Genomic DNA, 23,909 nt, shown 5'->3' on the forward strand with positions numbered 1-23,909 from the left:
CTCAGGCGCGGACGATGCGGTATTGGCTGCGCGGCCGCCCGTCGTAGAGGATCCATCGGCGCTCCACCAGCCCGGCTTCTTCCAGCACCTTGAGCACGCGGTAGACCTTCGACATGACCATCGCCCGGCCGCTGTCCATCAGCGCCTTGTAGATCGACTGGACATCGCCCGCGCCGTCCTCCATCCGGTCCAGGGTGCGCAGCATCGCGGCGTGCGGAAGGCCGACGCGGCGGGAGCTCGAGGGCCGCAGCCGCGCGTTGATCAGCTCCACCAGCTCGATCTCGGTCGCGATCTGGTCGAGGGGCAGCAGTGGTTGCGGCCGCGACCTGGCCGGGGCGCGGGCCTGGGTCCTGCCGCCATCCGGCACCGGCGTCAGCAGCACCCGCGGCCGCGCCGTCCCGGTGGCCTTGGCAGTGCGCTGCTGCGCGCTGGGAGTCGGATGCTTGCCGGTGGATCGCGTCATGGATTCGGGTCCGCTGCCGGCTGGCCTCGGCGCTGCTGTCGAGTAGGACCGTAGCGTACTACTCGCGCGACCCGTCGCGCGCAAGGACCGGCCCCGGCAAGGTGGCCGGGCCGCGCGAATCCGCGCAAAAACCTTGGCTAAGGCCTATTGACGGGCCTTAGTGCCGGTCGAAGCAGCAGCCGGCGTAGTAGGCCTTGTCGCCGCCGTCCACGAAGGGCACCTCGATCGGCTTGCCCTCGTTGCGCCAGGCATCGCGGCGCTTGTAGCCGGCCTCGGCCAGTTCGGCCAGCAGCTGGTCGTGGTGCTGGATGCGGTAGGGGCAGACCGCGAAGCCGATGCTGTTGAGCGTGTAGAGCGTGCGCTCGGAATGCACGGCGGTCGTGTTGAGGATGATGCGCCGCGGCTTGACCGGCAGCGAGGCGATGATTTCCGACATACGGGTCGGCAGGTACTGCAGGCTGCCCGAGGCGTAGAGCACGTCGTAGCCGCTCGCGTCCGCGATGTCGGTGGTGAAGCTCAGCTGCGCCGTGGCATCCCGCTGTGCCGCGAGCTCCCGGCCGCTCTTGACCACGCTGGGCACGTCGCACACGGTCCAGCGCAGCGCCTGCGGGTAGTTCAGCATGCGGCGGAAAGCGTAGTACTTGATGCCGACGTGGCCGCCCAGGTCGAAGACACTGCGCATGCCCTCGTCCAGCGCGCGGCCGAGCCAGAAGAGGCCCGGATAGTCATAGAAGGCGACCTGATGGCTGTAGAAGGCATCCGCGGGTGCGTTGTCGTAGCCGACGGCCTTGGTCGGCGGCGCGCCCGCTTCGGCCGCGGCGAAGCTCTCGAAGGAACCCATGAACAGGTTCTCTTCGCGGTTTTCCAGGAACTTGCGCCTGTACGCGGCTTCGCGGACGGACGAAGGCAGAAGACTCGAAAGCATGGGGGCCCTTTGTGTTCGACGCAATGGCAGCGCGCATTTTGCACTTTGAAACAAAGGTATTCAACAGTTTCTGATGCCGCGCCGCGCCGAAATCCCGGCGGCGCGAACTATTCGACGCGGTAGCCGGCGTTCTCGATCGCCAGCACGATGTCCTGGCGGGGCTGCGTGCTCAGCACGTCGACATGGCCGGTTTCGAGATCGACCGTGACCTGCGCCTTGGGATCGACTGCCTGCACCGCGTTCTGGACGGCGCTGACGCAGTGGTTGCAGCTCATGCCGGATACCTGGAATTTCTGGCTCATCGTTGCGGCTCCTTCGGATGGGGTGGGAGCGCGAGTTTGAACCTTCTCACGGTGTCAAGGTAAAGCGAATTCGGGCTTGACCAGCCGGCCGTCGGGGTTTCGCGCCGGGGCCGGTTCGCGCTGCAGCGCGTCGACCAGTTCGCACAGGCCGCGCAGGGCGATGCCGTTGCCGGACGGATCGAGGCGCGACGGCGGAATGCACAGGCGGAAGGCGTCCTCGACGGCCTGGATGAACTCCCGGCTGGCGAGGGAATCGAGCCCGAGCTCGGCCAGCGTGAGCTCGGGGCGGAGGGCCGGGCGCGGGAGGTGGAACCCGGCCTCGAGGATGTCGGCGATGCTGTTGAAGGTGACAGGGCTCATGACGTGATCTCCTGGGGCGAAGGGGTGAGGGTGGGCGGCGCCGATTCGGCATTGCCCGCCGCCTGGCGTCTTGGCGCGAACCACGCCACGTAGAGCGCGGGCAGCACCACCAGCGTGAGCAGCGTGGCGGTGACGAGACCGCCGATCACCACGATGGCGAGGGGGCGCTGCGTCTCCGAGCCGATGGCGGCCGAGACCGACAGCGGGATGCCGAAGAGCCACAGCGCGACGAAGCCGCCGATCAGCGCCAGCGGCACGTTCAGCAGAATCAGCGAGGCCATCTTGAGCGACTTGAAGGCGTCGAAGAGCACCACGAAGATCAGCAGCAGCGAGATCGGCACCACCACCGCCAGCCGCGCCATGGCGCGCCCCTGGTTCTCGAACTCGCCCGACCAGCCGACGGTGTAGCCAGTCGGCAGCTTCACGTTCTGCGCGACCCGGGCCTGCATGTCCTTGACCACCGAGCCCATGTCGCGGTCCTTGATGAAGATGCCGATGGCCATGATGCGGCGCCCGGCCTCGCGCGCGATGTTCATCGTAGCGTGCCGCGCGCTCGCGGTCGATGTCGACCACCAGCTGGGGGAGGTCGCCGAGCCAGTCGATCTCGCCGCGGAACACGCCGGGCACCTGCTTGACCTCGTGCTCGATGGATTCTGTGATCCTGCGCAGCACGGCCAGGTCGTCGCCCGCCACCTTGATCACGATCTGGCCGTCGATCTGCGAGATCGACTCCAGCACGTTGTCGCGGCAGCCACCATGTGGCACCCATCAAAAAGGCCGCACATGCGGCCCGGCTTCGTCTCCTCATCCGTCGTTCGTCGCGCCGCGCGACTGACCGCCTGCTGACCCTGGCATGCGGTAAAAACGCGTATCTTTCTGCGGGCTGCTCCCATGCGAATCCTCCTGGTCGAAGACGATGCCGTGCTGCGCGGCGTGGTGCTGCGCAGCCTCGTCGACGCGGGCCACCGCGTCGACGTGGCAGCCAATGCGGAAGACGCGGACCACCTGTGGCGCGTGCAGCTGTTCGACGCGGTGCTGCTCGACCTGAGCCTGCCGGCCACCGCCAGCCCCACCAGCGGCCTGGCGAGCGGGCTGAACGTGCTGCGCCACGCGCGCGCGCGCGGCGACCGCACGCCGGTGCTGGTGCTGACCGCGCGCGGCCGCACCGAGGAGCGCATCGCGGGACTGGACGCCGGCGCCGACGACTACCTGGGCAAGCCCTTCGACCTGGCCGAGGTGGAGGCGCGCCTGCGTGCGCTGGTGCGGCGTGCGCAGGGCACCGACGACGTCGCGATGCTGGGCCGGCTCAAACTCGACCGCAAGGCGCGCCGCTTCTCGGTGAACAGTGCGCCGCTGGATCTGCCAGCGCGCGAGTTCGAGGTGCTGTGGGAGCTGATGAGCCCGCCGGGCCGCACCGTCAGCAAGCGCGCGATGTCCGACAAGCTTTCCACCTTCGACGAGTCGCTGGGCGACAACGCGCTGGAGGCCTTCATCTCGCGGCTGCGCAAGAAGCTCGTGGGCAGCGGCGCCGCGATCCGCACGCTGCGAGGGATCGGCTATCTGCTGGAAGCGGCCGAGTGAGTTCCCTGCCGCCCAAGGCGAGGGCGCCCTCGCTGACCGGGCGGATGCTGCGGCGGGTGCTGCTGCCGCTCGCGCTGACCTGGCTGGCGGGCACGGCAGTGGCGGTGGCGGTGGCCAGCCACTTCACCGAACAGGCGTTCGACCGCTCGCTGCTCGACGATGCGTATGCGGTCTCCGCCAACGTCGAGGCGGGCGAGCGCGACATCCAGCTGCGGCTCACGCCGCGCGAGGTCACGAGCGTGCTGTTCGACCAGTCGGAGACGATGTTCTTCGCCGTGCTTCGGCCGGACGGCTCGCTGCTCGCGGGCCACGCCGGACTGCAGGCGCCGCAGCCCGAGGCCGGCGCGCGCTACCGCTTCTCCGACATCCATTACCAGGGGCACCCGCTGCGCGCGGTGGCCTTGCACCACGATGAGCCCAACGCCTTCCGCGTGGTGATCGCGCAGACCACCCGGGCGCGCAGCGCGCTGGTCGAGCGGCTGCTGGCCTATTCGCTGGCGCCGCAGCTGGTGCTGCTGGTGCTGCTCGCGCTCTGGCTGTGGCGGCGCATCGAGGGTGAGCTGCGGCCGCTGGGCGAGTTGCGGCAGACGCTGGACCGGCGCGCCGCGCACGACCTGGCGCCGGTGCCGGTGGCGCGCAGCTCGCGCGAACTGGAGCGGCTGGGCGACACGCTCAATGCGCTGTTCGAGCGGCTCGGCCACAGCGTGCGGGCGCAGCGCGAGTTCGCGGGCAACGTCGCGCACGAGTTGCGCACGCCGCTGGCGGGCATTCGCGCGCTGGCCGACTACGGCCTGGTGCAGCAGGCGCCGGCCGTGTGGCGCGAGCAGCTGCAGCAGATCGCCGCCAGCCAGGCGCGTGCCAGCCGCCTGGTCGACCAGCTGCTGGGCCTGGCGCTGGCGGACGAGGGGCGCACGGCGCTGCAGCGGGAGCCGCTGCGCCTGGACATGCTGGTGGAGGAGGCGGTGCTGCGGCACCTCGCGCGCGCCGATGCGCAAGGCGTGGACCTGGGCGCGCTGGGCCTGGATGCGCCGGTGACGGTGCAGGCCAACGTGGCGCTGGTCGAGGGCATCCTCGACAACCTGATCGACAACGCGCTGCGCTACGGCGGGCGCACCATCACCATCGAAGTGGCCGGGCACACGCTCTCGGTCGCCGACAACGGGCCGGGCATCGCGCCCGAGGTGCAGCGCGCGCTGATGGCGCGATGGTCGCAGGGCCCGGAGGGCCAGAAGCTGGGGCAGGGCGCGGGGCTGGGGCTGGCGATCGTGGCGCGCTACGCGGCATTGCTCGATGCCGGACTGCGCTTCGAGAAGGCGAGCGAGGCGGGCGGGCTGCGCGTGAGCGTGGCCTTCGGCGCCGCACCGCCTGCGTCTGCGCTGCTTCAGGCCAGCGCCGGGTAGTCGATGTAGCCCTTCTCGCCGCCGCCGTAGAAGGTGCTCTTGTCCCAGGGATTGAGCGGCGCGCCTTCGCGCAGGCGGCGCACCAGGTCGGGGTTGGAGATGAAGGGCTTGCCGAAGGCCACCAGGTCGTCGCCTTCCTTCAGGGCGGCCTCGGCCAGCGGCTTGTCGTAGCCGTTGTTCACCATCCAGGCACCCTGGCCGCCGGCCTGGCGGTAGGCGGTCTTGAGGGCTTCGTAGTCGAAGGGGCGGTCCTCGATCTCGCGCGGCCCGCCTGTGGCGCCCTCGATGACGTGGATGTAGGCCAGGCCCAGGGGCGCGAGCTGTTTCACGACGTACTCGAAGAGCGGCTGCGGGTCGGCATCGTGCACGTCGTTGGCGGGGGTGACGGGCGACAGGCGGATGCCGGTGACGCCGCCGCCGACCGCATCGACGACGGCGCGCGTCACCTCGAGCAGCAGGCGGGCGCGGTTCTCGATGCTGCCGCCGTAGTCGTCGTCACGCCGGTTGCTGCCGGTCTTGAGGAACTGGTCGAGCAGGTAGCCGTTGGCCGCGTGGACCTCGACGCCGTCGAAGCCGGCGGTCTGCACCGCGTTGCGCGCGGCCGCGGCATAGGCCTGGACGATGCCGGGCAGCTCGCTCGCTTCGAGGGCACGCGGCTCCGAGGTCTCGACGAAGGCGGGCACGCCGTCCTTGATCAGCACGGTCTTGGTCTTCGCGGCGATCGCCGAGGGTGCGACGGGCTTGCCGCCGCCGGGCTGCAGTTCGTTGTGCGACACCCGGCCCACGTGCCAGAGTTGCACCACGATCCTGCCGCCCTGGGCGTGCACCGCATCGGTCACGCGCTTCCAGGCGGCGAGCTGATCCTGCCCATAGAGGCCGGGCACGTCGGCATAGCCCTGGCCCTGGTGGCTGATGGCGGTGGCCTCGGTGATCAGCAGGCCGGCACCGGCGCGCTGCGCGTAGTAGGTGGCAGCGATCGGCGGCGGCACGGCATTGGGCGAACGGTTGCGCGTGAGCGGGGCCATGACGATGCGGTTGGCGAGCTGGAGCTGGCCGGCCTGAAGCGGATCGAAGAGGGAGGACATCGGGGTACTTCTTGGTTGTTGCGGAGTGATCGCGACAGTAAGGCGGCGCGAGCGGGCCTGCTCGCACAGGGTTGTCGTTTTGGTGCTAGTGCCACCGGAGCCATGACGCAGAATCGCCGCAGTCCATGACAAGCAACGACACCGCCACGATGACCCCCGGCCAGGCCCTTCGCCTGGCGCTGGCACTGTCGATGGGGGCCGCGGTGTCGCTGGGCATCACGCGCTTTTCCTACGGGCTGCTGCTGCCGCCCATGCGGGCCGACCTGGGCTGGAGCTATGCGTTGGCGGGTGCCATGAACACGGCGAACGCGGCCGGCTACCTGCTGGGCGCGCTGATGATGCCTGCGCTGATGCGGCGGCTCGACCACAGCCGCCTGCTGGTCGGCGGCTGCGTACTGGCCAGCCTGTTCATGGCGGCCAGCGGCTTTTTCATCTCGGCCCCCGCCCTGCTCGTGCAGCGGCTGCTGGCCGGGCTGGCCAGCGCCTGGGTGTTCGTGGCCGGCGGGGTGTTGGCGGCGCGGCTCGGGGCGCTGCAGCCTGCGCGCATGGGCTTGCTGCTGGGGCTGTATTACGGCGGCACCGGCTTCGGCATCACCCTGTCTGCGCTGCTGGTGCCGTCGGCGGTGCAGGTGGCCGCGGGCCGGGCGCACGGCTGGGCCTGGGCCTGGTGGGCGCTGGCCTTCGCCAGCATCGCGGCGACGGCGGTGCTGGCCCTGGCGATGCGCGCGATGCCCGCAGCGGAGGGCAGTCCGGACGCGGCGCCCGCGCCGTCGGCGGGTGCAGGCCCCGCCGGCGGCGTGCTGCGCTTCGGCTGGGCGCTGGCCGGCTATGGCTGCTTCGGCATGGGCTACATCGGCTACATGACCTTCGTGATCGCGCTGCTGCGAGAGCAGGGCGCGAGTGCGGGCGGCATCACGGCCTTCTACGCGCTGCTGGGGGTGGCCTGCGTGGCCTCGGCGCGGCTGTGGGCCGGGCTGCTGGACCGTTACCGCGGCGGCGAGCCCCAGGCCTTCCTCAACCTGCTGCTGGGCGGTGCGACGCTGCTGCCGGTGCTGAGCGCCGCGTGGCCGGTGGCCTTGCTGTCGGGCCTGCTGTTCGGCGGGGTCTTCCTGTCGGTGGTGGCTTCGACCACCGCACTGGTGCGCCACAACCTGCCGGCTGCGCAGTGGGCCGCGGGCATCAGCGCCTTCACCATCGTCTTCGCGCTGGGGCAGATCGTCGGCCCGACCGTGACCGGGTGGATCTCGGACGGGCCGGGCGGACTGGCGCGGGGGCTGGTGGTGTCGGCCGTCACGCTCTGGGCCGGGGCGCTGCTGGCGTGGCGGCAGCGGCCGCTGTCGGCCTGAGTGCCCGTTCGGGCCTACTTGGCGAGGCCTTCGGCCTTGAGCGCTTCCTGCACCGCCGGGCGCGCGCCGACGCGCGCGTGCCAGGCCTGCACGTTCGGGTAGGGCGACAGGTCGAGGCCGACCGGCTTGGCCCAGTTGGTGACGGTGAAAAGGTAGCCGTCGGCGACGGTGAAGTGCTCGCCCATCAGGTAGTCCTTGCCCTCGAGTTCGCGATTGAGCCACTCGTAGCGCGACTCCAGCTTGGTCTTGAAGGCGGCCTTCGCTTCGTCGGGCATGGCGGGATTGAAGAACGGCGAATAGGTCTTGTGGATCTCGGTGCCGATGAAGGTGAGCCACTCCTGCAGCCGATAGCGCGAGAGCGTGCCGGCGGCTGGGGCGAGGTTCTTGGTGGGTGCGAGGTCGGCGACGTACTGGACAATGGCCGGACCTTCGCGCAGCCGGGTGCCGTCGTCGAGTTCCAGCATCGGCACGTAGCCGAGCGGATTGATGCCGTAGTAGTCCGTACCGTCCTGCAGCTTGTGGCTCTTGGTGCTGGCCAGCACGGGCTCGAACGCAATGCCGGCTTCGCGCAGCGCGATGTGCGGCGAGAGGGAGCAGGCGCCCGGCGAGTAATACAGCTTCATGCGAAAAACTCCAGTGGAATGTTGAAAAACAGGATCGAGAAAGCCATGGCGATGCTAGCGGTTTCGGTCGCGCGGGGTTGTCCTACGGTGCCTCGGGCGGGGCGACTATCGGTGGCTGCCGCATGGCTTCCTATCCTGCCGACGCCGCGGCGAAGTCCGCATCGAAGGAGCCCTCCATGTTGAAGTACGCCATCATTTTCGCGATCGTCTCGCTGATCGCCGGCGCGCTCGGTTTCGGCGGCATCGCTGCCGGCGCGGCGGGCATCGCCAAGCTGCTGTTCGGCCTGTTCCTGATCCTGGCCGTGGTCTTCCTCGTGCTGGCGGCGTTGGGCATCGGGGCGGCGAAAAAAGCCCTGGACTGACGCGACCGTGTCGCCGTGGCCTGGAGGAGGACAACATGCACGTATCGAACGTGGACGCGGTGCTCGACTACGAAGTCGAAGCGCCCTCGCACCTGGTGTTCAACATCGAGGCGACGCGCGGCGGCGCGCAGGCTGTTGCCAGTGAGGAGCTGGTGATCGAGCCGGCGGTGCAGCGGCAGGCGTTCTGCGATGAGAACAGCGGCAATCGCTTCATCCGCTTCGACGCGCCGAAGGGGCCGCTCAAGATCCGCTACCGGGCGCAGATTCAGCGCACCCACGTGCTGGTGCCGTCCGAGTTGGAGGAGCGGCCGGTGAACCAGGTGCCGAACGACATCCTCCACTATCTGATGCCGAGCCGCTATTGCGAGTCGGACCTGATGTCGCGCTGCGCGCAGCAGCTGTTCGGCGATCTGCCGCCCGGCATCGGACGCGTGCAGGCGATTGCCGACTGGATTCACGACAGCATCACCTACGAGCCCGGCATCAGCGACTCGACCACCACGGCGCGCGAGGTGTTCGTCGAGCGTGCGGGCGTGTGCCGCGACTTCGCGCATCTCGGCATCACCTTCTGCCGCGCGCTCAACATTCCGGCGCGCCTGGTGGTCGGCTATGTCTGGTTCGACGAGCCGCCCCAGGATTTCCACGCCGTGTTCGAAGCCTGGCTGGGCGGGCAGTGGGTCCTGTTCGACGGCACGCGCATGGCGCCGGTCGACCGGCTGGTGCGTGTGGGCACCGGCCGTGATGCGAAGGACGTGGCCTTCTGCACCTTCTTCGGTCCGGTGCGCATGACCGGCAAGATGCTGAACGTGCACGAAGTGCAGGATGAGCGCCTGCTCGTCTCGAGTGGGCCGGTGCCGAGCGGGCACCTGCTGGGCATCGAGAAACCCGTACCCATTGCTGCGGAGACGATGTCCCTGCTCCAGACGCCGGCAGAAGCGCGGGCGCTATAGAAAATATAGCACCCACCGGCGATGCCAGAGGGGTTTGGGGGGAGGGGGCCGGGCTGGTGGCCATGTCCCTCCAGCCGCCCTGGCGTGGCTTGCGAGATTAAAATCGATGCCCCTTTCCGCCGCGCCCGCGCAGGGCGCGCCCCCTCTCCATGCTGTACCCCGAAGAATTCGATGTGATCGTCGTCGGCGGCGGCCATGCCGGCACCGAAGCCGCGCTGGCGTCCGCCCGGATGGGCGCACGCACGCTGCTGCTCACCCACAACATCGAGACGCTGGGGCAGATGAGCTGCAACCCGTCGATCGGAGGCATCGGCAAGGGGCACCTGGTCAAGGAGGTCGATGCGCTCGGTGGTGCGATGGCGATCGCGACGGACGAAGCCGGCATCCAGTTCCGCATCCTCAATTCGAGCAAGGGGCCGGCCGTGCGGGCGACACGCGCGCAGGCCGACCGGGTGCTCTACAAGGCTGCCATCCGCCGGCGGCTGGAGAACCAGCCGAATCTGTCGCTGTTCCAGCAGGCGGTCGATGATCTGATGATCGAGGGCGACCGGGTGGTGGGCGCAGTGACGCAGGTGGGCATTGCCTTCCGTGCGCGCGCGGTGGTGCTGACGGCGGGCACTTTTCTCGACGGCCGCATCCATGTGGGCCTCGACAACTACCAGGCCGGCCGGGCCGGCGATCCGCCCGCTGTGAGCCTGTCGGCCCGGCTCAAGGAACTCAGGCTGCCGCAGGGCCGGCTCAAGACGGGCACGCCGCCTCGGCTGGATGGGCGGACCATCGACTTCTCGAAGTGCGTCGAGCAGCCAGGTGACGGCATGCCGGGCGGGGCCGGGCCGATGCCGGTCTTCAGCTTCATGGGCCGCACCGGCATGCACCCGAGGCAGATGCCGTGCTGGATCACCAACACCAATGCCCGGACGCACGAGATCATCCGCTCCGGCTTCGATCGCAGCCCGATGTTCACCGGCAAGATCGACGGGGTGGGGCCGCGCTACTGCCCGAGCGTGGAGGACAAGATCAACCGCTTCGCCGACAAGGAGAGCCACCAGATCTTCCTCGAGCCCGAAGGGCTGACCACGAACGAGTACTACCCCAACGGCATCTCGACCAGCCTGCCGTTCGACATCCAGTACCAGCTGGTGCGCTCGATGGCTGGGCTGGAGAATGCCCACATCCTGCGGCCTGGCTACGCGATCGAGTACGACTACTTCGACCCGCGCGCGCTCAAGAGCAGCTTCGAGACGCGAGCGATCGGGGGGCTCTTCTTTGCGGGCCAGATCAACGGCACCACGGGTTACGAAGAGGCCGCCGCGCAGGGGTTGTTCGCCGGCATCAACGCGGCCTTGCTGTGCCGGGGCGAAGACGCGTGGCTGCCGCGCCGCGATGAAGCCTACCTGGGTGTGCTGGTCGACGACCTGATCACCAAGGGCGTGACCGAGCCCTATCGCATGTTCACCAGCCGCGCGGAGTTCCGGCTGCAGCTGCGCGAAGACAACGCCGACATGCGCCTGACCGAAGCCGGTCGGCGCTTGGGCCTCGTGGATGACGCGCGCTGGGATGCGTTCTCGCGGAAGCGCGATCTTGTTTCACGTGAAACAGAGCGGCTGCGCTCGATCTGGGTGAGCCCGCGCAACCTTCCGGCGAGCGAGTCGGAGCGCGTGCTCGGCAAGGCCATCGAGCGCGAATACAACCTGGGCGATCTGCTGCGCCGGCCCAATGTCGACTACGCCTCGCTGATGTCGTTGGACGGGGGCAAATACGCGTCGGACCAGCCACTGGGCGAATCCGAGATCGAGCAGATCGAGATCGCGGCCAAGTACGCCGGCTACATCGACCGGCAGCAGGACGAGGTGGAGCGCTCGGCGCACTTCGAGAACCTCAGATTGCCGGCCGACCTCGATTACAGCCAAGTCACCGCCTTGAGCTTCGAGGTGCGTCAGAAGCTGGCCAAGCATCGCCCCGAAACTTTGGGGCAGGCTTCACGCATCTCCGGCGTCACGCCCGCAGCCATCTCGCTCTTGCTGATCCACCTGCGCAAGCGGGGGCATCGCGCCTTTGCGCGGGATGCGGCGGTCGAGACGCCAGCAGCCGCCGAATGAGCTCCGAGCAGGTACTGCGCGACGGCGCGGCTGGGCTGGGGCTGCGTCTGAGCGATCCCCAATGCGAGCGGCTCCTGGCCTACGGGGCGCTGATCCTCAAGTGGAACAAGGTCTATAACCTGACTGCGCTGCGGGATCCGGCCAGTGTGCTGACCCATCATCTGCTCGATAGCCTCTCTGTCATCGCGCCCTTGGCGCGCGAGTGGCCGGGGAGGGCGGCTCTGTTGGATGTGGGCGCCGGCGCGGGTTTGCCAGGTGTGGTGGTCGCGATCCTGCGCGATGACATCACGGTCAGTTGCCTGGACGCGGTGGCCAAGAAGGCGGCCTTCGTCCAGCAGGTCGCGGGCGAACTGCAGTTGCCGAACCTGCGGGGCCTGCATGCGCGCGTCGAATCCCTGACCGGGCGCTACGAGCTGATCAGCGCCCGCGCCTTTGCGTCGCTGCCTGCTTTCTTCGCAGGATCGAAGCATCTGCTGGCACCCGGTGGCGTTTGGATGGCGATGAAGGGCAAGCGGCCGGACGAGGAACTCGCGCAGCTGCCGGCCGAAATTGATGTGTTTCACGTGGAACAGCTGACCATCCCCGGCCTGGATGCTGAACGCTGCATCGTCTGGGCACGAAAACAAGCAGGCTGAACGGCCCTCGGAGAGTGGACCTCGCTTAGACTCGACCACTCCCCATCCGAGGCAGTTTTCCATGTTTGGCATCGCTGACTACGGCGCCTTTGTCGCCGCCATCATCCTTTTTCTTGCGATTCCTGGACCTGGGAATCTGGCGCTCATTACCTCCACCAGCAAAGGGGGTATTCGGGCCGGCCTGGCCGCCACCTTTGGCTTGATCATGGGAGACCAGATCCTGATGTGGGCCGCGGTGGCCGGCGTTGCAGCCTTGTTGGCCGCCTTTCCGCCGGCGTTCAAGGCGGTCCAGTGGCTGGGCGCGGCCTACCTGGCCTGGATGGGCTTCCGGATGTTGACCGCCAAGCCCGGCGCCGCCCCGGTGCTGAACATCCGGCCGCGCCAGTACTTCCGCCAAGCCCTGACCATCACCTTGCTCAACCCGAAGGCCATCGTCTTCTACATGGCCTTCTTCCCGCTCTTCGTCGACCCGGCACGTCACCAGGGTCTGCTGACCTTTGGCGTGATGGCTCTGACCATCGCGGTCCTGACCTTCTTCTACTGCCTCAGTGCCACGCTGCTCACCCATTTCCTCGCCGAGCGGCTGCGCGCCAATCCGCGCATCTCGGCTGCGCTGGAAAAGCTGGCGGGCGTGTTCCTGATCGGCTTCGGCATCAAGCTGGCAGCCAATCAGTAGCATGGCCAAGATCTTCTGCGTCGCGAATCAGAAGGGGGGCGTGGGCAAGACCACGACCACCGTCAACCTCGCGGCCGGCCTGGCCAAGGTGGGGCAGCGGGTCCTGATGATCGACATGGACCCGCAGGGCAATGCGACCATGGGCTCCGGCATCGACAAGCGCGAGCTGGAAACCACGGTCTACGACGTGCTCCTCGAATCGGCCTCGGTGGCCGAGGCCCGGGTGAGGGCGGAGAAATGCGGCTACGACGTGCTGGGCGCCAACCGCGAACTGGCCGGCGCCGAGGTCGAAATGGTGGCGCTCGACCGCCGCGAGAAGCGCCTGCGTACCGCGCTGGCCGCGGTCGGTGCCGAGTACGACTTCATCCTGATCGACTGCCCCCCCAGCCTCAGCCTGCTGACGCTCAACGGTCTGTGCTCGGCCCATGGCGTGATCGTGCCCATGCAGTGCGAGTACTTCGCGCTCGAAGGCCTGACCGATCTGGTCAACACCATCAAGCAGGTGCATGCCAATCTCAACAAGAACCTGCAGATCATCGGCCTGCTTCGCATCATGTTCGACCCGCGCATCACTCTGCAGCAGCAGGTCAGCGAGCAGCTCAAGGCGCATTTCGGCGACAAGGTCTTCGACACGGTGATTCCGCGCAACGTGCGCTTGGCCGAGGCGCCGAGCTACGGCCTGCCGGGCGTGATCTTCGACCCCGCCGCCCGCGGCAGTCAGGCCTTTGTCGCCTTTGCCGAGGAACTGGTCCAGAAGATGCCGCCCGCCAGCGCCATGGCCGGCGCAGCGCCAGCGCCCGCACCGATCGAGCCGCCGCCCGTCGCCATGCAGGATCCCTCCAGCCTCTGAGGCCGGCGAGCGGCTTCCTGCTATCAATTTCGGAGCATATGACGGTCCCTACCATCCTGTTGCTGCCCGGCTGGCAGAACAGCGACCCCCCGCACTGGCAGAGCCGCTGGGAGGCGGTCTACGGCGACCGCCGGGTCGAGCAGCATGAATGGATGCGGCCGCTACGCGGCGACTGGTCGGCCCGGCTCGAGGAAGAGGTGCTGGCCGCCACCGCGCCGGTGGTGCTGGTCGCCCACAGCCTCGGCTGCATCCTGGTGGCTGCCTGGGCTGCCCATTCGCGCAACACCCACAAGGTGCGGGCCGCCTTCCTGGTGGCGCCGGGCGACCTGGAGCGTGAGGACCTGCGCGAGCTGATTCCCGGCTGGGCGCCCATCGTGCGCCAGCCCCTGCCGTTCCGGGCGCTGATGATGGCCGCCAACGACGATCCCTATTGCAGCGCCGAACGCTCGCGCGGAATGGCGCGCGACTGGAGCGCTCGCTACATCGACGCCGGCCGCGGCGGCCACCTCAATGGCGAATCCGGCCTGGGGGACTGGCCCGAAGGACGGCAACTGCTGAACGACCTGCTGAAAGAAGAATGACCTCGATGGCCACCAAGAAACCCAAGGGCCTCGGCCGCGGACTGGAAGCCCTGCTGGGCCCCACCTTCAACGGTCCGGACACCCCGGCCAATGACGAAGCCGCGCCGGCCAACCCGACCACCCTGAACCTCGACCAGATGGTGCCCGGCATCTACCAGCCGCGCACGCGCATGGACGAGGGCGCGCTCTACGAACTGGCCGAGAGCATCAAGGCGCAGGGCATCATGCAGCCCATCCTGGTCCGTCGCCTCGATGCCGAGGCGGCGCGCGCCAAGAATGCCGAGTTCGAGATCATCGCCGGCGAGCGCCGCTTCCGTGCCGCCAGGCTGGCCGGGCTGGACAGCGTGCCCGTGCTGGTGCGCGACGTGCCGAACGAGGCGGCCGCCGCGATGTCGCTGATCGAGAACATCCAGCGCGAGGACCTCAATCCGCTGGAAGAGGCGCAGGGCCTGCAGCGGCTGGTCGCCGAGTTCGGGCTGACGCACGAATCGGCCGCCCAGGCGGTGGGCCGCTCCCGCAGCGCCGCCAGCAACCTGCTGCGCCTGCTCAACCTGGCCGAGCCGGCCCAGGCCATGCTGATGGCGGGCGACATCGACATGGGCCACGCGCGCGCGCTGCTCTCGCTGGACAAGGCCACCCAGATCACTGCGGCCAACCAGATCGCGGCCCGGAAACTGTCGGTGCGCGAGGCCGAGGCGCTGGTCAAGAAGCTGGGCGCCGAATTCAGCCTGCGGCCGCCGGTGCATCGCAGCGGCAGCGAGAAATCGCGCGACCTGCAGCGCGTCGAGGAAGAGCTGGCCGACCTGCTGGCCGCGGAGGTCGAGGTGCGGATCAAGAAGCGCAGCAAGCGCGGCGGCAAGGTGGAGCAGAGCGGCGAGCTCGCCATCCACTTCGGTTCGCTCGAAGCCCTCAATGGCCTGATCGACCGCATCCGCCAAACGGCCTAATTCCGCAAAGTCGAGGACTCCAGCTTCCGGGCGATTGTCCGGAGGCATCTTTGCGCATATGCTTGCCCGTTACGTTTACTAACTGTAGTCCGAAAGTTCTCGGAGGAGCCTGACCATGACCATCGCTCGATTCCCGCTTGCCGCCGTTGCTCTGGGGGCGCTTCTTCTGACAGGTTGCCAGACCACCGACATGCAAATGGGCAGCCAGAGCGCCAAGACGGTAGCCACCGGCAGCGCTGCCGGCTCCGCCTCCGCCAATACCAGCAGCGCGCTCGAGCGCTGCGCCTCGCCGCTGGGCACCGTCTCGCTGATCGAGAACCAGCAGGCCGGTTGGTACACCATCCTTCGCAACGAATACCGCCTGCCGCCCACGGCCAATCTGCTGCGCCTGCTGGTCCAGCAGTCCAACTGCTTCGTGGTGGTGGAGCGCGGCGCGGCCGGCATGAACGCCATGTCGCGCGAGCGCGACCTGATGGCCTCGGGCGAGATGCGCCAGGGCAGCAACTTCGGCCGCGGCCAGATGGTCGCTTCCGACTACGGCCTGTCGCCTGAAATCGTCTTCAGCAACAGCAATGCCGGCGGCATGGGCGGTGGGCTCGGCGGCCTGGTCGGCGGACGCTACAGCGGCGTGCTGGCCGCGGTGGGGGGCAACCTCCAGACCAAGGAAGCCAGCGCCTTGCTGACCCTGATCGACAACCGCTCCGGCGTGCAGGTCGCGGCCTCCGAAGGCAGCGCCTCCAAGACCGACTTCGGCGCCTTCGGCTCCGTCTTCGGCGGCAGCGGCGGTGGCGCACTGGGTGGCTACACCAACACGGCGCAGGGCAAGGTGATCAGCGCCGCCTTCATGGATGCGTTCAACCAGATGGTCGTCTCGCTGCGCAACTACAAGGCGCAGACGGTGCAGGGCCAAGGCCTGGGCGGCGGCGGCCGGCTGGGTGTCGATGGCGGCGTGGCGCCGTCGCAGACCTCGGCCCCCGCCGAGCGCGCGCCTGCGCGCCGCAAGTGACGAGAGGGAGCGCCGGACCATCGATCCGGCGCACAAGAAAGCCCGGCCTCTTGTGCGAGCGCCGGGCTCTTTTTTTGGGGGGAGCCGATCAGAGGCTGAAGATCTTGCCCGGGTTCATGATGTTCTTCGGGTCGAGCGCGCGCTTGATGGTGCGCATCATGTCGATCGCGCCGACACCGGCCTCGCTCACCAGGAAGTCCATCTTGTGCAGGCCCACCCCGTGCTCGCCGGTGCAGGTGCCTTCGAGCGCGAGCGCGCGCGACACGAGCGCATGGTTGAGCTTCTCCGCCGTGACCCGCTCTTCGGGTGCATCGGGATCCAGCAGGTAGCCGAAGTGGAAGTTGCCGTCGCCCACGTGGCCGACCAGGAAGTAGGGGATGCCGCTCGCATCGGCCTCCGCCACCGATTCGAGCAGGCAGTCGGCCAGCCGCGAGATCGGCACACAGGTGTCGGTGCTGATCACGCGGCAGCCCGGGCGCGACTGCACCGCCGCGAAGTAGCTGTTGTGCCGGGCCGTCCACAGGCGCGTACGTTCCTCCGGCGTGCTGGCCCATTCGAAGGCCTTGCCGCCGTGGCCGCTGGCCAGCTCCTGCACTGTCTCGGCCTGCTCCTTCACGCCGGCCGGCGAGCCGTGGAACTCCATCAACAGCATCGGCTCCTCGCGCAGGCCCAGCTTTGAATAGGCATTCACCATGCGCACCGTGTTGACGTCGATCAGTTCCACGCGCGCGATCGGCACGCCCAGCTGGATGATCTCGATGACGGTGCGCACCGCCGCCTCGATGCTCGGGAAGGAGCAGATCGCGGCCGACACCGCCTCGGGCAGGGGATAAAGGCGCAGCGTGATCTCGGTCACGACGCCCAGCGTGCCCTCGCTGCCGACCAGGAGGCGCGTGAGGTCGTAGCCGGCGGAGGACTTCTTCGCCCGCGTGCCGGTGCGGATCACCTCGCCGCTCGCGGTGACCACTTCGAGCGCCAGCACGTTCTCGCGCATGGTCCCGTAGCGCACCGCGTTCGTGCCGCTCGCGCGCGTGGCCGTCATGCCGCCGATCGAGGCATCGGCGCCGGGGTCGATGGGGAAGAACAGGCCGGTGCTCTTGATCTCCTCGTTGAGCTGCTTGCGCGTCACGCCGGGCTGCACCGTGACCGTGAGGTCCTCCGCATTGACCGAGAGCACGCGGTTCATGCGGCTCACGTCGATGCTGATGCCGCCCTGCACCGCGAGCAGATGGCCTTCGAGCGAGGAGCCGACGCCGAAGGGGATCACCGGCACGCTGTGCTCGCTCGCGAGCTTCACCGCATCGGCCACGTCCTGCGTGCTTTCCGCAAAGACCACGGCCGCGGGCGGCGGCGCGTCGAAGGAGGACTCGTCGCGCCCGTGCTGCGTGCGCACGGCCAGCGCCGTGGAACACTGCTCGCCGAAGCGCGCCTTCAGGCCTTCGATCAGGGCATCGGGCACGTCGCGCAGCGCGATGGACGGCGTGAGGTGGGAGAGGGCGGTGGGCGCGTTCATCGGCGGGTCTCCTGAGGGGGCTACCATTCTACGAACCGCATCTGCCGAACGACATCCACATGGGCAACCGACTCACACAGATCGCCACGCGCACCGGCGACGACGGCACCACCGGCCTCGGCGACAACACGCGCGTCCCAAAGGACCACCTGCGCGTGCAAGCCATGGGCGACGTGGACGAGCTCAATTCGCACATCGGCCTGCTGTTGTGCGAGCCGATGCCGGACGGTGTGCGCGAGCTGCTGGTCGACGTGCAGCACCAGCTGTTCAACCTGGGCGGCGAACTGTCCATGCCCGGCTTCACGCTGCTGAAGGCCGATGCGCTGCTGCAGCTGGACAACGCGCTGGCCGAGCACAACGCGGCGCTGCCACGGCTGGCCGAATTCATCCTGCCGGCCGGCACCCGCGCGGCCGCGCAGGCCCATGTGTGCCGCACCATCGCCCGGCGCGCCGAGCGCGCGGTCGTGTCGCTGGGCGCGCAGGCCGAGCTCAACGACGCACCGCGCCAATACCTCAACCGCCTGAGCGACCTGCTGTTCGTGCTGGCGCGCGTGCTCAACCGTGTCGACGGCGGCGACGACGTCTACTGGAAGAGCGAGCGCCTGGCGCGCGCTGCTGCGGCAGGCGGCGACGAATGAATCACCCGCTGCAAGAAGACCGCATCATGTCGATCCCCTCCCTGACCTTCGCGAGCGCTGCCGTGCTCGCGGCCTGCCTCGCGCTGCCGTCGGCCGCATCGGCGCAGAACGCGAACGAGCCCCCCACGACGCAGCGCGCCCACACGCTGAAGTCGCCGCCCCGCGACAGCAAGGTCCTCGGCGGCATCCAGCGGGGCACCGATGCCGCCGGCCGGAGCATCGACCATGCAGACTCGGCGACCCGGCGCGGCGTCAACAACACGTCCGAGCGCGCGAGCCGGCCGATACGAAACTTCGGCGAATCGCTGGGCCGCAAGCTTCCCGGCGGATCGGGCCGCAGTTCGCAGCCCAACGTGGGACCGCAGGGCAGCGCCCCCTGAAGCGCTGCGGCGCGTGTTTACCCGCGCTTACATCCTTCATGGCCGCCACATCCGTGGCCTGCGTGCGCGACACATGGGCTTCCCACAATGCCTCCATGTTCCAACGCAATGAAGGAGTCGTGATGAACAAGCACAGCAGGATCCGTACGAGTGCCGTCGCCGCGGTGCTGGCCCTTGGCATGGCCGGCAGTGCCCTGGCCCATGACGGTGGCCACCGGGATCATGAGCGCCGCTGGGAAGAGGGCCCGCGCCATTCGCAGCGCTTCGAGCGCGAGCATGATCGCCGCGGCTGGGAGCGCCGCCACTATCACCACGAATCCGATCGCCGCGACTGGGACGGGCACCGCGAATGGCGCCGCGGCGGCTACGTGCCGCACAGCTACCGCGGCCAGGGGTACGAGGTCCGCGACTGGCGCGCTTACCGTCTGCAGGCGCCGCCGAGCGGCTATCACTGGGTCCAGGCGGATGGCAATTTCGTGCTGGCCGCAGTGGCGACCGGCCTGATCGCCCAGATCATCGCTTCGCAGTAAGCGACGTGGCTCGGGGGCTCAGGCGGCCGCTGCCGCCGTCTGAGCGCACACGTTGCGCCCGGTGATGGTGAGCCGCAGCCCGCCGCCGTGCCATTCGAGCCAGTTCAGGGTCACGTAGGCCTCGATGTCGGCATCGGCGATCCGGTCGGCATGACGCTGTTTCAGCAACTCGACCGTGGCCGGCAGCGCCTGCCGCAGCCTTTCCCGCGCCGCGGCTTCGTTGGCCGCGGAAGCGGCGGGTGGGCGCATGAGAGAAGTCGATGCCTTGGCCAAGATCGCTCCGATTCGCGAGAAGAAAGTACCAATGTACGCTTCCTGGCCGCCGCGTCACGGACCTTTTTATCGGTTTCGCGACCCGCAACGCGGATCGGCGCCTCACTTGCGGGGCGTCTTCAGCAGCTTGCTGACTTCGTCGACGTTCGAGCGGATGCGCTGGCTCACGATGTCGAAGGCCTCGGCCTGCGAGCGCGCCGCCAGTTCCGAGAGCTCGCGGATGTCGTCCAGCGCCTGCTTGAAGGCGGCCCTGCCCAGCGCGTCGAGCTTGGCGAGGTTCTCGCGCGGCTCCGCGGGCGACATGCCCTTGACGGCACCCTGCCATTCCACGATCGAGGCCTTGAGCATCTCCGTTTGCCGCTGCACCACGGCCTGCAGGCCTTGGTAAGACTTCTCGTTCGCCTCCATCAGCGCGGCCAGGTCCTTGCGCCCGCTCTCCACGATCGTGCTGGCCGCGCCCGCCAGCGGAAGGTTCTGAAGCCGATCGGCCATGCCCTTGAGCGGCTTGATGAAGGCGTCCTGGACGTCGTCCGCGACCGTCGGGCGCGCCTTCTTCGCCCCCGCGCTGCTGCTGCTCGTCCTGCTGGTTGCCATGCTTGTGACTCCGGGTTGTTGATTGGGAGCCGCCACGATACGCCCATACCCCGACCGGATGGAAGTCGCAAAGCCCCGAAAAACTTCGCCTTGCAATTTCGCACGCATGTGCTAAATTTCGCCACATGGACGCGAAGACCCAGAAGAGCGAGATGACCCGCACCGCCATCGTCGGCGCGGCGATGGATCTCGCCTCGGCCGAGGGCCTGGACGCCATCACCCTGCAGGCGGTGGCCACGCGGCTGGGCCTGTCCAAAAGCGGGGTGTTCTCCCGCGTCGGTTCGCGCGAGGCGCTGCAGAAGGCGGTGATCGAGGAATTCGGCCGCCGCTTCCTGGCCGACGTTTTCGTGCCCGCCATGCAGAAGCCCAAGGGCGTGGCGCGCCTCGACGAGATCGTCTCGCGCTGGATCGTGCGCACCCGCGACATCGAGACCGAGACCGGCTGCATCTATACCGCCGGCGCCTTCGAGTACGACGACCGCGAGGGAGAGCTGCGCGACCTGCTGGTCGAAGAGGTCACGCGCTGGCGCGCCGCGCTGCGCCGCAGCGTGCTGCAGGCGGTGGAGACCGGCGAGCTGCGCGCCGATACCGATGCGGCGCAGCTGGTCAGCGAGATCAACGGCCTGATCATGTCCTTGCTGCACGACGCGCGCTTCCTGCGCGATACCCGGGCTGCCGAACGCGCCCGGCTCACCTGGCAGCGGCTGCTCGCCAGCTACCGGGCCTGAATCCCATGCACCCGGCTGTCCTTGCCCTTTGCTCGTTCGAATTTCGCACAAGCGTGCGATAAAGGAGAAAACCATGTTGATCGCTCTTCTGTTCCTCGGTGCCTGCCTGGTCGGCCTGGGTGTGCGCACGGTCGTCGGTACCGTGCGCAGCCTGCCTCGTACCAACGAGGACTGGGTCTGGTACTGAAAAGGAAGCGTGATGCCGACTGCCACTTCCGCTTCGCCCGCGGCCGCCGCGGCCTCCAACTACTACGGCGCCAGCCCGTGGATGCGTGCGCTGCGGCTGGCCTTGGGCGCCTCGCAGCGGGCCTGGCCCGCGCTGGCGGTGCGGGCCGCCTACCGCCTCTTCGGTACGCCGCTGCCCCTCAAGTGGCTCAACCGCCGCCACGGCCCGGCGGCCGGTTGGCAGCGCGAGGCCTGGGCTTTCGAGGATGCCGACCTGGGCCTGTACACGCCGGCCGCCATCACGCTGGGCGCACCGCGCGTGCTGCTGGTGCACGGCTGGGGCGGCCACGCCGGGCAGATGGTGCCGCTGGCGCAGGCTTTGGTGGCGGCGGGCTTCGCGCCGCTTCTCCTGGAAATGCCGGCCCATGGCCGCAGCGCCGGCACGGTCAGCAACCTGCCGCAGTTCGCGCGTGCGATCGAGTACGTGGCGGCCCGCCTGGCCCTGGAAGGTTCGCCGCTCAGGGCGGTTGCCGCCCACTCGCTGGGCGCGAATGCCCTGGCCTATGCCGCCAGCCGCGGCCTGCGCGCGGAGCGCCTGGTGCTGCTGGCACCGCCGGCATCGCCGCATGCCTTCACGCGCTACTTCGCTCATGTGTTCGGCCTGAGCGAGCGCACCCGCGCCGCCATGCAGCACCGCATCGAGGCGCGCGAAGGCATCCTGATGCCGTTGCTGGAGCCGGCCGCCGTCGGCCCGCGCATCGCGCAGCCGACGCTGGTGGTGCACGACCGCGACGACCGCGTGAACCGTTTCGCCGACGGCGTGGCCTACCGCGATGCGATCGCCGGTGCGCGGCTGCTCGCCACCGAGGCACTGGGCCACCGCCGCATCCTGCGGGAGCCACCCGTGCTGGAGCAGGTCACCGCCTTCATCGCGGCGGCCTGAAGCAAGATCTCAGCGCGCCGCGAATGCGGCGCCGTCCGGCAGCTCGATCTTCACCTCGAGCACCTCCAGGTCGTCCTGCTTTTCGAGGTTGACCTTGATGTCCTCGGCATTGATCGAGACGTACTTGGAGATCACCGCGATCAGCTCACGCTGCAGCTCCGGCAGGTAGTCCGGCCGGCGCTTGCCGCTCAGGCTGCTGCGCTCGTGCGCGAGGATGATCTGCAGCCGCTCCTTCGCGACCGCCGCCGTCTTCTTCTTTTCGCCCAGCAGGAACGAGAGGAAAGACATCCATTACCTCCCGCCGAAGAAGCGCTTGAAGAAGCTGGGCTTCTCCGCGTCGACGAAGCGCATCGGCCTGTCCTCGCCGAGGAAGCGCGCGATCACGTCGGCGTAGGCCTGCGCCACCAGGCTCTCCTTGTCGTGGATCACCGGGATGCCCTGGTTGGAGGCTTGCAGCACGCTCTCCGACTCGGGGATCACGCCGATCAGCTTGATGCGCAGGATGTCCTGGATGTCCTCCAGCGACAGCATCTGCCCACCGGCCACGCGGTTCGGGTTGTAGCGCGTGATCAGCAGGTGCTCCTTGACCGGCTCGCCGCCTTCCTTGGCGCGCTTGGTCTTGGAGCCGAGCATGCCGAGGATGCGGTCCGAATCGCGCACCGAGGAGACCTCGGGGTTGGTCACGATCAGCGCCTCGTCGGCGAAGTGCATCGCCATCAGCGCGCCGGTCTCGATGCCGGCGGGCGAGTCGCACACGATGTAGTCGAAGCCCTGCTCGTCCAGCTCCTTGAGGATCTTCTCCACGCCCTCCTGTTTGAGCGCGTCCTTGTCGCGCGTCTGCGAGGCGGCCAGCACGAACAGGTTGTCGCACTGCTTGTCCTTGATCAGCGCCTGGCTCAGGTTGGCTTCGCCCTGGATCACGTTGATCAGGTCGTAGACCACGCGGCGCTCGCATCCCATGATCAGGTCCAGGTTGCGCAGGCCCACGTCGAAGTCGATCACGGCCGTCTTTTTGCCCGCCAGCGCGAGGCCCGACGCGAAGCTCGCGCTCGTGGTCGTCTTGCCGACGCCGCCCTTGCCCGAGGTCACCACCACAATCTTGGCTGCCATTCCGTTCCTTCTCTATCGTTTCGTTCGTTCAGGTGTGCGCGCGCATCGTCATTCGATGGCGCTCATCACGATCTTTTTTCCGTCCAGCGAAATCTGTGCCGGCTTGCCCGCGATCTGCTCCGGCAGCGCGACTTCCGAGGTGCGGTAGATGCCCGCGATCGCCACCAGCTCCGCTTCCATGCAGGTGGTGAAGATGCGCGCCTCGGTATTGCCGCGCGCACCGGCGATCGCCTTGCCGCGCAGCGGCGCGTACACGTGCACGTTGCCATCCGCGATCACCTCGGCGCCGTAGTTGACCACCGCCGTCACCACCACGTCGCCGCCGCGCGCGTAGACCTGCTGGCCCGATCGCAGCGGCTTGTCGATCACCAGCGTGCCTGCGGCCGGTACCGGCACCTCGCGCACGATCTGGGGCTGCTGTGCCTGGGCCGGCGGTGCGGGCGGCCGCGGGCTGGGCGCGGGCGGCACCGGCATCGCGGTCACCGACAGGCCGGCGGCCCGCGCCGCCGCATTCTGGGCATTGCTGCCGCCGCGCACCGCGATCGGCTGCGTCTGGTGGCGCGCCAGCAGCGCGCGCAGGGCGGCGAAGTCGAACTCGGCCGGGGCCTGCGCATCCTGCAGCAGCGACAGGTCGATGACCACCGGCTCCTGGTCGAAGAAGTCCGGTGAGTCGGCCAGCTGCACGTCCAGCGCGGCAGCGAGGACGTCCAGGTCCGCCGTCTTGAGGATCACGGCAATCAGCGGAAGCGTCGCGCTCTTGAATTCGAAAACCGCTCGGGTGCGCGCGGCGGATGCATCGGCCATGGAAAACGTGTGTGCGAAAAGCGTGGAAGTCTAACGGGCA

29 protein-coding genes and 1 pseudogene are annotated in these 23,909 nt (G+C 68.6%); 17 read left to right on the top strand and 13 right to left on the bottom strand.

Annotated elements, in window-relative coordinates; genetic code table 11:
- Position 1: 1 nt before the first annotated feature.
- The 5 genes and pseudogenes from A8M77_RS16120 to A8M77_RS16140 form a co-directional block, all read right to left on the bottom strand.
- Positions 2-463 (bottom strand): transcriptional repressor, encoded by a 462-nt coding sequence (locus A8M77_RS16120; RefSeq protein WP_086922526.1) that lies wholly within the window; start codon positions 461-463, stop codon positions 2-4.
- A 157-nt stretch (positions 464-620) separates the two neighbouring features.
- A complete protein-coding gene (locus A8M77_RS16125; protein WP_086922527.1) occupies positions 621-1,388 on the bottom strand; it encodes a TIGR04325 family methyltransferase in 768 nt (255 codons plus the stop codon).
- A gap of 107 nt (positions 1,389-1,495) precedes the next feature.
- A complete protein-coding gene (locus tag A8M77_RS16130) occupies positions 1,496-1,690 on the bottom strand; it encodes a heavy-metal-associated domain-containing protein (RefSeq protein ID WP_068676631.1) in 195 nt (64 codons plus the stop codon).
- A gap of 54 nt (positions 1,691-1,744) precedes the next feature.
- The gene (locus A8M77_RS16135) at positions 1,745-2,050 is read right to left on the bottom strand and encodes a phosphopantetheine-binding protein (protein WP_086922528.1); all 306 of its coding nucleotides are present in this window, start codon (positions 2,048-2,050) and stop codon (positions 1,745-1,747) included.
- A pseudogene (locus tag A8M77_RS16140) lies at positions 2,047-2,797 on the bottom strand (efflux RND transporter permease subunit); the annotation flags it as partial. The pseudogene A8M77_RS16140 and the gene A8M77_RS16135, both read right to left, overlap by 4 nt.
- A gap of 144 nt (positions 2,798-2,941) precedes the next feature.
- Between A8M77_RS16140 and A8M77_RS16145 the strand changes: the two are divergent.
- Together A8M77_RS16145 and A8M77_RS16150 are read left to right on the top strand one after the other, a co-directional pair.
- Positions 2,942-3,631 carry a response regulator transcription factor gene (locus A8M77_RS16145; protein ID WP_086922529.1) on the top strand — a complete coding sequence of 230 codons (690 nt, stop codon included), beginning with the start codon at positions 2,942-2,944 and terminating at the stop codon, positions 3,629-3,631.
- Positions 3,632-3,675: 44 nt separating this feature from the next.
- Positions 3,676-5,031 carry a sensor histidine kinase gene (locus tag A8M77_RS16150; protein ID WP_086922530.1) on the top strand — a complete coding sequence of 452 codons (1,356 nt, stop codon included), beginning with the start codon at positions 3,676-3,678 and terminating at the stop codon, positions 5,029-5,031.
- On the opposite strand, the gene A8M77_RS16155 is transcribed toward A8M77_RS16150, so the two are convergent.
- Positions 5,013-6,116 (bottom strand): alkene reductase, encoded by a 1,104-nt coding sequence (locus A8M77_RS16155; protein WP_086922531.1) that lies wholly within the window; start codon positions 6,114-6,116, stop codon positions 5,013-5,015. The two genes, A8M77_RS16150 and A8M77_RS16155, sit on opposite strands and share 19 nt — an antisense overlap.
- 125 nt (positions 6,117-6,241) lie before the next feature.
- On the opposite strand from A8M77_RS16155, the gene A8M77_RS16160 reads away from it, so the two are divergent.
- Positions 6,242-7,462, top strand: a complete 1,221-nt coding sequence (locus A8M77_RS16160) for a YbfB/YjiJ family MFS transporter (protein ID WP_086922532.1) — start codon at positions 6,242-6,244, stop codon at positions 7,460-7,462.
- Between the two features lie 14 nt (positions 7,463-7,476).
- Here A8M77_RS16160 and gstA read toward each other — a convergent pair whose 3' ends face one another.
- Complete coding sequence (gene gstA, locus A8M77_RS16165; RefSeq protein ID WP_086922533.1) at positions 7,477-8,085, bottom strand: glutathione transferase GstA; 609 nt, start codon at positions 8,083-8,085, stop codon at positions 7,477-7,479.
- A 176-nt stretch (positions 8,086-8,261) separates the two neighbouring features.
- Here gstA and A8M77_RS16170 point away from each other — a divergent pair, with 176 nt between their 5' ends.
- The 9 genes from A8M77_RS16170 to A8M77_RS16210 all read left to right on the top strand — a co-directional run bounded on the left by A8M77_RS16170 (position 8,262) and on the right by A8M77_RS16210 (position 16,191).
- Positions 8,262-8,447 carry a DUF1328 family protein gene (locus tag A8M77_RS16170; protein WP_086922574.1) on the top strand — a complete coding sequence of 62 codons (186 nt, stop codon included), beginning with the start codon at positions 8,262-8,264 and terminating at the stop codon, positions 8,445-8,447.
- Between the two features lie 35 nt (positions 8,448-8,482).
- Positions 8,483-9,397 carry a transglutaminase-like domain-containing protein gene (locus A8M77_RS16175; protein ID WP_086922534.1) on the top strand — a complete coding sequence of 305 codons (915 nt, stop codon included), beginning with the start codon at positions 8,483-8,485 and terminating at the stop codon, positions 9,395-9,397.
- A 149-nt stretch (positions 9,398-9,546) separates the two neighbouring features.
- Positions 9,547-11,496 (top strand): tRNA uridine-5-carboxymethylaminomethyl(34) synthesis enzyme MnmG, encoded by a 1,950-nt coding sequence (gene mnmG / locus A8M77_RS16180; RefSeq protein WP_086922535.1) that lies wholly within the window; start codon positions 9,547-9,549, stop codon positions 11,494-11,496.
- Positions 11,493-12,131, top strand: coding sequence for a 16S rRNA (guanine(527)-N(7))-methyltransferase RsmG (gene rsmG / locus A8M77_RS16185; protein WP_086922536.1), 639 nt, complete (start codon positions 11,493-11,495; stop codon positions 12,129-12,131). The genes mnmG and rsmG overlap by 4 nt, the downstream gene beginning before the upstream one ends.
- A 61-nt stretch (positions 12,132-12,192) precedes the next feature.
- A complete protein-coding gene (locus tag A8M77_RS16190) occupies positions 12,193-12,807 on the top strand; it encodes a LysE family transporter (RefSeq protein WP_086922537.1) in 615 nt (204 codons plus the stop codon).
- A 1-nt stretch (position 12,808) separates the two neighbouring features.
- Positions 12,809-13,657, top strand: coding sequence for a ParA family protein (locus A8M77_RS16195; protein WP_086922538.1), 849 nt, complete (start codon positions 12,809-12,811; stop codon positions 13,655-13,657).
- Positions 13,658-13,695: 38 nt separating this feature from the next.
- Positions 13,696-14,238, top strand: a complete 543-nt coding sequence (locus A8M77_RS16200; protein WP_086922539.1) for an RBBP9/YdeN family alpha/beta hydrolase — start codon at positions 13,696-13,698, stop codon at positions 14,236-14,238.
- 5 nt (positions 14,239-14,243) lie between these two features.
- Positions 14,244-15,185, top strand: coding sequence for a ParB/RepB/Spo0J family partition protein (locus tag A8M77_RS16205; protein ID WP_086922575.1), 942 nt, complete (start codon positions 14,244-14,246; stop codon positions 15,183-15,185).
- A gap of 115 nt (positions 15,186-15,300) precedes the next feature.
- Positions 15,301-16,191, top strand: a complete 891-nt coding sequence (locus A8M77_RS16210; protein WP_086922540.1) for a CsgG/HfaB family protein — start codon at positions 15,301-15,303, stop codon at positions 16,189-16,191.
- Between the two features lie 88 nt (positions 16,192-16,279).
- On the opposite strand, the gene A8M77_RS16215 is transcribed toward A8M77_RS16210, so the two are convergent.
- A complete protein-coding gene (locus A8M77_RS16215) occupies positions 16,280-17,704 on the bottom strand; it encodes an FAD-binding oxidoreductase (RefSeq protein WP_086922541.1) in 1,425 nt (474 codons plus the stop codon).
- Positions 17,705-17,763: 59 nt separating this feature from the next.
- On the opposite strand from A8M77_RS16215, the gene A8M77_RS16220 reads away from it, so the two are divergent.
- The 3 genes from A8M77_RS16220 (at position 17,764) to A8M77_RS16230 (ending at position 19,252) form a co-directional block, all read left to right on the top strand.
- A complete protein-coding gene (locus tag A8M77_RS16220) occupies positions 17,764-18,342 on the top strand; it encodes a cob(I)yrinic acid a,c-diamide adenosyltransferase (protein ID WP_086922542.1) in 579 nt (192 codons plus the stop codon).
- 26 nt (positions 18,343-18,368) lie between these two features.
- On the top strand, positions 18,369-18,722 hold the full coding sequence (locus tag A8M77_RS16225; RefSeq protein ID WP_086922576.1) for a hypothetical protein: 354 nt from the start codon (positions 18,369-18,371) through the stop codon (positions 18,720-18,722).
- A 122-nt stretch (positions 18,723-18,844) separates the two neighbouring features.
- On the top strand, positions 18,845-19,252 hold the full coding sequence (locus A8M77_RS16230) for an RcnB family protein (RefSeq protein WP_086922543.1): 408 nt from the start codon (positions 18,845-18,847) through the stop codon (positions 19,250-19,252).
- Between the two features lie 18 nt (positions 19,253-19,270).
- Here the strand turns inward: A8M77_RS16230 and A8M77_RS16235 are convergent, their stop codons facing one another.
- Entirely contained in the window at positions 19,271-19,525 is a 255-nt protein-coding gene (locus A8M77_RS16235; RefSeq protein WP_238136841.1) for a hypothetical protein, read from the bottom strand.
- A 102-nt stretch (positions 19,526-19,627) separates the two neighbouring features.
- Complete coding sequence (gene phaP, locus A8M77_RS16240) at positions 19,628-20,119, bottom strand: TIGR01841 family phasin (protein ID WP_086922545.1); 492 nt, start codon at positions 20,117-20,119, stop codon at positions 19,628-19,630.
- 125 nt (positions 20,120-20,244) lie between these two features.
- Between phaP and A8M77_RS16245 the strand changes: the two genes are divergently transcribed.
- Both A8M77_RS16245 and A8M77_RS16250 read left to right on the top strand, forming a co-directional pair.
- On the top strand, positions 20,245-20,847 hold the full coding sequence (locus A8M77_RS16245; protein WP_086922546.1) for a TetR/AcrR family transcriptional regulator: 603 nt from the start codon (positions 20,245-20,247) through the stop codon (positions 20,845-20,847).
- A 199-nt stretch (positions 20,848-21,046) separates the two neighbouring features.
- The gene (locus A8M77_RS16250) at positions 21,047-21,955 is read left to right on the top strand and encodes an alpha/beta hydrolase (RefSeq protein ID WP_086922547.1); all 909 of its coding nucleotides are present in this window, start codon (positions 21,047-21,049) and stop codon (positions 21,953-21,955) included.
- Between the two features lie 9 nt (positions 21,956-21,964).
- On the opposite strand, the gene minE is transcribed toward A8M77_RS16250, so the two are convergent.
- From minE to minC, 3 genes are read right to left on the bottom strand one after another with little or no spacing between them, the layout of a single operon-like run.
- Positions 21,965-22,243: a cell division topological specificity factor MinE gene (minE, locus tag A8M77_RS16255; protein WP_086922548.1), complete on the bottom strand. Its 279-nt coding sequence runs from the start codon at positions 22,241-22,243 to the stop codon at positions 21,965-21,967.
- Positions 22,244-22,246: 3 nt separating this feature from the next.
- Positions 22,247-23,065, bottom strand: a complete 819-nt coding sequence (minD, locus tag A8M77_RS16260) for a septum site-determining protein MinD (protein ID WP_086922549.1) — start codon at positions 23,063-23,065, stop codon at positions 22,247-22,249.
- A gap of 48 nt (positions 23,066-23,113) precedes the next feature.
- Positions 23,114-23,869: a septum site-determining protein MinC gene (gene minC / locus A8M77_RS16265; RefSeq protein ID WP_086922550.1), complete on the bottom strand. Its 756-nt coding sequence runs from the start codon at positions 23,867-23,869 to the stop codon at positions 23,114-23,116.
- Between the last annotated feature and the right edge of the window lie 40 nt (positions 23,870-23,909).

It is taken from the genome of Variovorax sp. JS1663 (assembly GCF_002157355.1).
Taxonomy (GTDB): Bacteria; Pseudomonadota; Gammaproteobacteria; order Burkholderiales; family Burkholderiaceae_C; genus Variovorax.